Origin of the sequence: Parasphingomonas frigoris (genome assembly GCF_036663815.1) — a bacterium.
Taxonomy (GTDB): Bacteria; Pseudomonadota; Alphaproteobacteria; order Sphingomonadales; family Sphingomonadaceae; genus Sphingomonas.
Genome location: NZ_JAXOJQ010000001.1, coordinates 1,088,871 through 1,097,827, shown reverse-complemented (window position 1 = coordinate 1,097,827; position 8,957 = coordinate 1,088,871). Strand labels below are relative to the sequence as shown.

Sequence of the window (8,957 nt, the reverse complement as noted above, 5' to 3'; positions counted from 1 at the left end):
AGGAAAGCCGCTCAGTGATTTGCGCCTGCGGTCGTCCGCGGCGATCAGTCGTCGAAACCGACGAACACCGCAGCTTCGTCGACCGAGCGACGCTCGGACACCACGGCATTCGCCGGGAAGTCGGGATCGGGCCATCCCAGCGCGATGCTCTTCATGATGACCTGATCGGTGGGGATTCCGGCATGTTCGCGCACCACTGGCGATTGCATGATCCCCTGGCTGTTGATCACCGCGCCGAGCCCGCGCGACCAGGCGGCGTTGACCAGCGCGGTCGCCACCGCACCGCAGTCGAATGCGGTATCGTCGCTCTCCGCAAGATCGCGATCGTAGGTGATGATGACGCAGATCGGGGCGTCGAATTGCCGAAAGCCGCGCATCACCCAATCCTGCCGCGCGTCCTTGTCGTCGCGGGCAATCCCCATAGCGGCGAAGAGCTGTTTCGCGACGCCGATCTGCCGGTCGCGATGCGGGCCGGCGAAGGCGGTGCCGGTCCGGAATTCGCGCGACTGCGGTACGCCCGCGACCATCCGCTCGGTATTGCCGGCCCGGATCGCGTCGAGCGCGCTGCCGCCGATGACGTAAAAATGGTAGGGCTGGGTGTTCATCGACGACGGCGCGCGCATCGCCAGCCGCAGGATGTCCTCGATCAGCGCACGCGGCACCGGCGCCGGGCTATAGCCGCGGATGCTGCGCCGGCCGAGGATTACGTCGTCAAAGTCCATGCGAATTCCCTTCGTTGACCCGGGGATGCGACGTCACGATGCGGTGCCAATCTCGCGCAGCAGGACGATCGTCCCGGGATCCTTCGCGCGATATTTGAGCGCGGCCTCGGCTTCCCGGCGCGCGCCGGCGCGGTCGTGCATCGACAGCAGCGCTCGCGCGAGGTCGCGCCGGACGGGATAATACCAGGCTGGCGGATCGGATACGTCGGAGAACGCCTCGCCCTCCTGCATCTCGGCGGCGATCCGGAAGGCGATCGCGGCCTCCGCCGGGCGCTTGTCGAGCATCGCGGCGCGCCCGGTGAGGACGCTGCGCGCGATGAAGGTCAATTGCTGGGCCTGTGCCGACCCGTCTTCGGTGCTGAGCTTGCCCGCTATGCCGGTGATACCCGCCGCCTCCTGACGCACCGCGGCGGCATCGCCCTGTCGGGCGAACGCCTCGCCCCGCGCATAGTGCCATGCCGCGCGCAGGACCGATGCCTTGGGTGCGGGAAGCGCGAGCACGGCCGCGGGCTCGGCAAAGAGCGCCATTGCGAAATACCCATTGGCGGCGATCAGCTGGCTGTACGGATCGGCGGTGTCGCGGGCCTGCGACCGTTCGACCAGCGGCACCCCCAGGGCGAGCCCGATCTTCGCGTCGCCCGCCTCGAGCGCGCCGCCCAGGCCATAGGTCACGTTGTGGGCATGATAGGGCAGGCCCCACACACCGTTGGGCGGCGGCAGTCCAAGCGCCTTGGCGTTTTCGATCCCCAGCTCGACCGCCCGCATGTTCGCATTCGCCGCGTCCTGATATCGACCAACCCAATAGAAGGTATGACTCGGCATGTGGACGAGGTGGCTCGCGCGCGGCGCCAGCGCTGCGAGCGTGTCGGCATAGCGCTCGGCCTTGCCCGCCACGTCGGCGATCTCGGTCGCGTGGATGTAGAAATGGATCGCGGGCGTGTAGGTCGGATTGCGCCGCAACACGGTTTCCAGCAGCGGCATCGCCAGCTCGGCATTGAGCTTCGCGCCGTCATGACCGTTGGCCTTGGTCATCAGCCAGCCGTCCGCCGCCATCACCGCGATCTCGTCGTCGCTCGGATAGGTCGATGCGAGGACGGTCATCGCCTTGGCGAAATCGAGATCTCCGGCCTTCCCGCCACCGCCATCGACGTAGCGCAATTGCAGCGCGTGAATCAGCAGGCGTTCGCGCGCGGTACCGTGGGTCTCGGCAAGCGTTGCCGCGCGGTCCGTCTGCTCGGCCAGCGCCTTCACCGCGTCTTCCGACTTGCCATAATTGATCGTCGGGCCCGATGCCCAGGCTTGCCCCCACACGCACATCGCACAGGACGGGTCGGCGCGGACGGCCTCCGCCATTGCCGCGATCGCCGCTGTGTGCGCGAACGCGTGCGCAAGCTGCATGCCGTTGTCGAAGAAGGCCTGCGCGCGCGGCACGGTGGTCGTGATCGGGAAACCACCACTGCCATAGCCCGACAGGAGTTGCGGCGTCTTCGGCGCCGTCATGTCGTCGTGGCGCATGCCGGCATGCCCCATCTCCTGATGCGCCGTCGTCGCCGGCACGTCCTGCGCGGACAGGCCCGAACTCAAACACGTCAGCAGTAGAATGGCGATCGCTCGCATGGCATCTTCCCCCCGGTGCATACTGTATCGCTCGCGGTCATCGGAGGGAATGACCTTCCGCAGCGATTGCACCGCCGGCGCGCAGCAGCGTGCGCTATGCACAGCGCGTTGCCGAGCCGCCTATCCGCAGCAGCGCTTGAACTTCTTTTGCGAACCACACGGGCAAAGGGCATTCCTGCCGACCTTGACGGCCGACGCCTCCGCGGGTGCCGAGGCACCATTCGGGCGACACGCATGCAGCGCGACGATGCTGGTCGCGATCTCGTCCGCTGCGTTATCGTCGATCGCGTTGATTTCGATCGTGTCGAGCGCGCTCTCGTTGCGAGCGATCGCGATCAGCAGCGACAGGCGCGACAAGGCAGCCGCGGCGCTTGCGTCGCCGCTGCGGGCGATCGCCGCCCAGCTCTCGGGCCGCAGCGCCATCGCCTCGGCGAAGCCGTCGATCCACAGCTCCCACAGCACGTCGCCAGTGCGGTCGTCGACGTCGAAGATCGGCCTCGGCTTGCCCCGGCCGAGATCGCGGGCAATTTCGGCGTGGCGGGCCATCACGGCGTCGGTGAACCACTGCACGTCGAGGGGGTCGTCGAACGGCGCTGCGCCATGCTGCTCGCTGCCCCACACGATCGGGAGCCACTCGCCCGGCGCGACCAACTCGGGAGCGACGAGCAGACCGGTGAGGAAGCCGTCCAGCTCGGTCAGCAGCATCGGCTCGTCGAGCGGAAGGTCGGCGAGCGCGTCGTCAAGGCGGCGGTGACGGGAGGGCAATGGGCGCATGACGCGGCGGATAGCCGATCCGTCGGTGTTCCGCACCCATTGCGCGTCGAAAGATTCCATCGTCCGGGGAAAGGGGCCGCGTTTGTCCGCTGAACGCGCTTGGTCCGGACTGGCCTCGCGTTGCCGCGTCACACCTGTCCTTCGCCAAGGGGTATGCGTTCAATGCTGCCGCGGCGATCGCCAGCCATCCTGCCGCGCGCGCGCCTCGGTCGCCGCGTCGAACGGCTCCCCGGACATCGCGGCTTCGGCGTCGGCCATGAGCGCGGCGTCGTCCGAACCCGCCTGGCGATAGTCGGTCGCGGCCGGTGCGCGCCGCCCACGCGTTTCCTGGATCCGCCACGCGTCGCCGTCACGACAGGCGATACCGCCAAGCGCGGGGGTGGTGAACGTCCGGCAGATCGCGCCCGACCGATCGCGGAAACTGACGAGCATGCGCGTCGTCGTCGCGCTGCCCTGATTGGACGCGAGCTGCGTGTCGAGGGCGGACGCCAGCTTGCCCGACGCGACCAGTCGACCGTCGCGACTGGCGATCGGAGCGTCTTCCCCGAGCCGATCGCCCAGAAAGAGACCGAGCGCGAGGCTCGCCGCGATCACGCCGCCGATCGCCCACCCGCCGGTTGCGCGGGTCGGCCGCTGCCCTGCGCGCGCCGATGACAGATCGACCACATTCGGCGATATCGCTGCGGCGCGGAGCGACGGCGGGACGACCTCCGCGGCGATCGGATCGAACGCCCGACCGAGCGTTTCACGGAGCGCACGGTGGCGCCCCACCGTCGCCGCCGCCTCCGGATCGCCCGCGATGGCGCGCTCGACGCGCTTGGCCGAGAGCGGATCGAGCTCGCCATCGGCATAGGCCATCAGCATTTCGGGATCGATCGCACCGCTCATGCCGCTTCTCCCAGCGTTCGCGTCAAAGCCTCGCGTCCGCGCACGAGGCGCGAGGTGAGGGTGCCCATCGGAATCTCGAGCACCGCTGCCGCTTCCTTGTAGGCGAGCCCCTCGACCAGAACGAGCGCAACCGCTTCACGCTGTTCGAGCGGCAGTTTCGCCATCGCGCGGCCGACGTGCGCGAGCTCGACGCGCGCCTCGATCGCGCGGTCCCCCGCGTCGCCGACATGATCGCCGGCCGCTGCGTCTACGAAAGTCTCGCCGCGTCGTTTGGTTGCGCGGGCGGTGTCGATCCAGGCATTGCGCATGATACGGTACATCCAGCTGTCCAGTCGCGTTCCGGGCTGCCATTGATCGCGCGCCTTCAACGCCCGCTCGATGGTCGCCTGACATAAATCGTCCGCATCCGCGGGCGCGAAAGCCAGCGTGCGGGCGAACCGCCGCAAACGCGGCAGCAGTCCGATCAACGCCTCGTCGAATTCCACGCCTGCTCGCCCTTCCGTGCTGCGGATATGGATGAAACGGATGCCGAGATCCGTTTCATCCCTGGACATGACACAATCACCCGCCCCGACTAGGCTCGTTCGCACGATGCTCCAACGCGCCGCCATTCTCGTCTTGTTAGTGTGCGCCGTCCCCGCGGCCGCGCAACTGTTCCCCGCGCAAGTGCCCGATGTGGTGCGCGGTGCGGTCCGTGGCGTCACCGACACGGTCAGGGCGGCATCCGAACTGCCGTCGGCCGTAACGGCGCTGGCGCAGGATCGGCTCGATCGGATAGCGACCCTGTTGCGCGACCATCGCGGCGAGATCGCGCTGGACGACCATGGCGACCCCGCCCGCGCGGGTAGCGTCCTCGTCAGCGATCCCGATGACGCACTCGTCTCGGCGGCGACGCGGGCGGGCTTCGTGCTGGCGGATCGGGGGGACTTTGGCGGCCTCGGGATCGGCTACGCAGGTTTCGAGGTGCCGCGCGGCAGATCGCTGGCCGACGGACTGCGCGCGATGCGCAAGCTTGCCCGAGGGCACGATGTCTCGGCCGATCACCTGCATTTCGCAAGCGGCGCCACCGCAGCCGTTGCGACACCGAGCGTGCCCATCGCGCCGGCGAACGCGGCTGGCGCGATCGGGATGATCGATGGCGGGGTGGGTGGCGGCGAAGCGGGCGGCGATGGCAGGGTGGAGCAGCGCGGCTTCGCGATCGGCGCGCCGTCGCCGGGCAACCATGGCTCGGCGGTCGCATCGCTGTTGATCGGCGGCAGCGGGATCAGCGGCGCGGCGGCCGGTGCGCGGCTGTACGTCGCAGACGTGTTCGGCACCGATCCGGCAGGTGGCAACGCGCTCGCGATCGCCAAGGCGCTGGCGTGGCTCAGCGGCGAGCACGTCCCAGTGACGGTGATCAGCCTGATCGGACCCGCAAACCCCCTGCTCGCGCGCGTCGTGCAGGCGGTGCAGGCCCGCGGCATGATCGTTGTCGCCGCGGTCGGTAACGACGGTCCCGCCGCGCCGCCTTCCTATCCCGCGTCCTACCCCGGCGTGATCGCAGTGACGGGCGTCGATCGGCGCGGGCGCGTGCTGATCGAGGCGGGGCATGCGCTGCATCTCGATTATGCCGCCCCGGGTGCCGACATGCTTGCCGCCGATGTTCGTGGACGCGCGGTCGCGGTACGTGGCACGTCCTTCGCGGCGCCGCTTGCCGCCGCGCGGCTTTCGCGCTTCGCCGCCGGTGGTCGCGCGGCCGCGCTGCGGGCGGCGGATGGCGAAGCGCGCAAGGCCGGTCCGGCCAGCCGCTACGGCCGCGGCATCCTGTGCGAAGGCTGCAGGACGACCGCGAAATAATGAAGCAGCGGCGCGGATTAAACGCCACATCTCACCCGTTCTTCCTGTGAGGGCCCGCTGAGGCGCCCGCACGATCATAGGAAGGAACGACATCATGAAGGCTTTTCTTATCGGTACCGCCGCGATCGCACTCGCATGCGGCGCGGCGCCTGCGATGGCGCAGTTGCTGGGCGGCGGCGGCGGGCTCGGCGGCAACCTGGGAGGCTCGCTCGGAGGCGGTCTCGGCGGCCTGGGTGGCATCGCCGGAACCGGCGCGGGGACGCTCGGCGGCACGCTCAACGGGACCTCGACGCTCAGCCGCGACGTGCGCTCGACGACCACGGGCACGCTCGACAACCGCGCGTCGACCAGCGGGTCGACCAAGGTCGATCGCCGCAAGGGCAGCCTTTCGGCGAGCCGCTCGGTCGATGGCACGCTCGGCGGGAGCATCGCCCACGCGACCGGCCCGGCAGGCGGCGCGACGTCCGGCACTGCCAGCGGCGCCGCTTCTGGCAGCGGCACCGCGCAATTGATCGGCACGGATGCGCTTCAGAGCGCGGCCAGCAATGCCGTCGGCGCCGCGCGGACCACGACCGCTACGCTTCGCGACCGCGCCGGCACAAGCGTAGGGCGCGTGCGTGACGGCGTCGGAAACGTCGTCAGCACCGCGCGCGATCGCGCCGGGGCGCTGACATCTGGCAACGGTTCGGCGTCGGGCGCGGGTTCGGCCGATGGCAGCGCCGTCGGCGGTGCGACCGGCGGCGCGGACGATTTTTCGTCGGCGGCCAGCGGCGCCGCGAGCGGGTCGGGCGGCTTTACCGTCACGCGCGGCATGAAAGTGCGCGACACGGCCGGCACCGTGATCGGCCGGGTCCGCTCAGTGGCGACCGACGGCCAAGGCCGGATCGAGACGATCAGCATGAAGGTCGGTGATACGATTGCGACGCTTCCGGCGGCCAATTTCAGCGGCACGGGCGGCGTTCTCGTATCTGCCATGGGGCAAAGCGAGGTGCAGAAGACCGCGCAGTGAGCACGTCTTGAGCCATCCGGCGCAGGAACAGCCTCGGCCCGGGCGCAATGCGTTCGGGCCATGGCATGCCGCGGCCCGCCAGAGCGGTTGCCCGAACCGCGCTGGCGCGATCGACCGCTCGCTCAGGCCTCCGCCAAGTCCGACAGCGTCATGTGAAACGCCAGGCCGCGCCCACCGGGCCCCCGAGCGACGGTGAGCACGCCGCCATGCGCGCGGGCGATCCGGTCGACGATCGAAAGGCCGATGCCCGATCCTTCGACGCCGGTCGCGTCGCCGCGCCACCGGCGATCCTTCAGCCGGTCGAGTTGCGCCGCCGGGACGCCGTGGCCGTCGTCGATGACAGCGAGCTGCGCCCCCGGGCCGAGGCGGACGACGATCGCTGTTCCGCGCGGGGTATATTTGGCGGCATTGTCGACCAAATTTTCCAGCGCGAGCAGGATCGCCTCGCGATAGCCCGGCACCAGCCGTGTGTCGCTATCCGCCTCGAGCGCGATCGAGCGGCCGCCGGCGAAGATCGCCGGCGCGCGATCGGCGACGACCGTCTCGGCGAGCGTGGCGAGGTCGATCGGCAGCGCGTCGACCGCGAGCGGCTGCTCGAGTTCGGCCAGGGCGAGCAGCTGCGCGATGACCCGCGCGGCGCGATCGACCGCGCGCGTCATGTCCTGGCGCACGGCCGCATCCTCGATGCCATCGGCGCGCAGGCGGATCAGGGCGAGCGGCGTGCGCAGTTCGTGCGCGACGTCGGCCGCGAACGCGGCCTGGACGTGGAGCGCGTCGGCCAGCCGGTCGAGTGCGGCGTTGGTCGCCCGGGCGAGCGGCTCGGCCTCGAGCGGCAGCACGCCGAGCGGCAAGCGGGTGGTCGACGAACGCGGCCCGATCGTCGCGGCGATCGCCGAGACCTGCCGCATCCGCACCGTGAGCCGCCGCGTCAGCAGCACGCCGATCAACGGCACGAGTGCGGCGATCGGCAGGCTGACCAGCGCAAAGCGCTTGAGGAAGGTGCGGACGATATCGTCGGTCACCACTTCGGGATCGGTATCGTCCTGCGAGACGACGATCCATCCTGACGTGGTCGGCACGCTATACCCCTCGATCGCACCGCGCCGGAAGAAGTGCGCGGCGCGGTCGAGCGGGGCTGCGGCGAGGATCTCTTGGCGTTCGGGCCCGCTCACCTGCTCGATGCGGCGCGAGCGGCTGATCGTGGCGACGGCCATGCCGTCGGTCAGCAGTACGGGCAGAATGGCCGTCTCGCCGCGGGTCTGCGCGCCGGCGACCGAGTGCGCCTGCCGTCGCAGCAGGTCATGCTGGAAATGGTCTGCGGTCTGATGGAGCAGGGTGGTTGCACTCCACAGCAGGATGAGCGCGGCGGCGATGGCGACCGCGATGTGCAGGACGACGAACTGCGCGAGCAGCGAGCGCGCGGCGACGCGCCTCACGGCGTCGGCACGAGCATGTAGCCGACACCCCGCACCGTGACGATCTGCGTGCCGGTCGCGGCCTCGTCGAGCCGCTTGCGCAGGCGATGGACGTAGACCTCGATTGCGTTGGAGCCGAGATCGCCGTCTAGGCCGAACAGCTGGTCTTCGGCGATCCGCTTGGGCACGACGCGACCGGCACGGCGCAGCAACAGTTCGAGCAACTCGGTCTCGCGCATTGACAAGGCAAGAACGCGCTCGCCGACGGTGGCGATCCGCGTATCGACCGCGAAGCGCAACGCGCCGCAGCTGAGCAAGCGGCCGACATAGCCGTCGCGTCGGCGCAGCACCGCGAGCAGCCGCGCATGCAGTTCGTCGACGTCGAACGGCTTGACCATATATTCGTCCGCGCCCTCGTTGAGGCCGAGGATCCGCGCGTCGAGCGAGCCGCGCGCGGTCAGCAGCAGCACCGGTCGGGTATCCCCGCGCGCACGCATGCCGACCAGCAGATCCATGCCGTCGCCATCGGGAAGGCCCAGGTCGAGCAGGATTGCGGCGTAATCGATCGCGGCGAGATAGGCATCGGCCTCCGCGGCGTCCCGCGCGCGATCGACCGCCAGCCCACGACGCGACAAGGCCCCGATCAGGGCCTCGGCAACCGCCGCTTCGTCTTCGACCAGCAGGATCCGCATCCCA

9 protein-coding genes are annotated in these 8,957 nt (G+C 69.8%); 2 read left to right on the top strand and 7 right to left on the bottom strand.

Translation table 11 applies throughout. From position 1 onward, the window contains the following. Positions 1 to 44 precede the first annotated feature (44 nt). The 5 genes from U1872_RS04995 to U1872_RS04975 form a co-directional block, all read right to left on the bottom strand. The gene (locus U1872_RS04995) at positions 45 to 722 is read right to left on the bottom strand and encodes a nitroreductase (protein ID WP_332791747.1); all 678 of its coding nucleotides are present in this window, start codon (positions 720 to 722) and stop codon (positions 45 to 47) included. A 33-nt stretch (positions 723 to 755) separates the two neighbouring features. Then, complete coding sequence (locus U1872_RS04990; protein WP_332791746.1) at positions 756 to 2,339, bottom strand: hypothetical protein; 1,584 nt, start codon at positions 2,337 to 2,339, stop codon at positions 756 to 758. 120 nt (positions 2,340 to 2,459) lie between these two features. Then, positions 2,460 to 3,245, bottom strand: a complete 786-nt coding sequence (locus U1872_RS04985) for a UPF0149 family protein (protein WP_332791745.1) — start codon at positions 3,243 to 3,245, stop codon at positions 2,460 to 2,462. Between the two features lie 27 nt (positions 3,246 to 3,272). After that, complete coding sequence (locus U1872_RS04980) at positions 3,273 to 4,001, bottom strand: anti-sigma factor family protein (RefSeq protein ID WP_332791744.1); 729 nt, start codon at positions 3,999 to 4,001, stop codon at positions 3,273 to 3,275. Beyond that, positions 3,998 to 4,486: a sigma-70 family RNA polymerase sigma factor gene (locus U1872_RS04975; protein WP_332791743.1), complete on the bottom strand. Its 489-nt coding sequence runs from the start codon at positions 4,484 to 4,486 to the stop codon at positions 3,998 to 4,000. The genes U1872_RS04980 and U1872_RS04975 overlap by 4 nt, the downstream gene beginning before the upstream one ends. 106 nt (positions 4,487 to 4,592) lie before the next feature. Between U1872_RS04975 and U1872_RS04970 the strand changes: the two genes are divergently transcribed. Beyond that, a complete protein-coding gene (locus U1872_RS04970; RefSeq protein WP_332791742.1) occupies positions 4,593 to 5,837 on the top strand; it encodes a S8 family serine peptidase in 1,245 nt (414 codons plus the stop codon). Between the two features lie 94 nt (positions 5,838 to 5,931). Beyond that, positions 5,932 to 6,846 (top strand): hypothetical protein, encoded by a 915-nt coding sequence (locus tag U1872_RS04965; RefSeq protein ID WP_332791741.1) that lies wholly within the window; start codon positions 5,932 to 5,934, stop codon positions 6,844 to 6,846. Between the two features lie 122 nt (positions 6,847 to 6,968). Here U1872_RS04965 and U1872_RS04960 read toward each other — a convergent pair whose 3' ends face one another. Both U1872_RS04960 and U1872_RS04955 read right to left on the bottom strand, forming a co-directional pair. Next, positions 6,969 to 8,282: a sensor histidine kinase gene (locus U1872_RS04960; protein ID WP_332791740.1), complete on the bottom strand. Its 1,314-nt coding sequence runs from the start codon at positions 8,280 to 8,282 to the stop codon at positions 6,969 to 6,971. Further along, entirely contained in the window at positions 8,279 to 8,953 is a 675-nt protein-coding gene (locus tag U1872_RS04955; protein ID WP_332791739.1) for a response regulator, read from the bottom strand. The genes U1872_RS04960 and U1872_RS04955 overlap by 4 nt, the downstream gene beginning before the upstream one ends. Between the last annotated feature and the right edge of the window lie 4 nt (positions 8,954 to 8,957).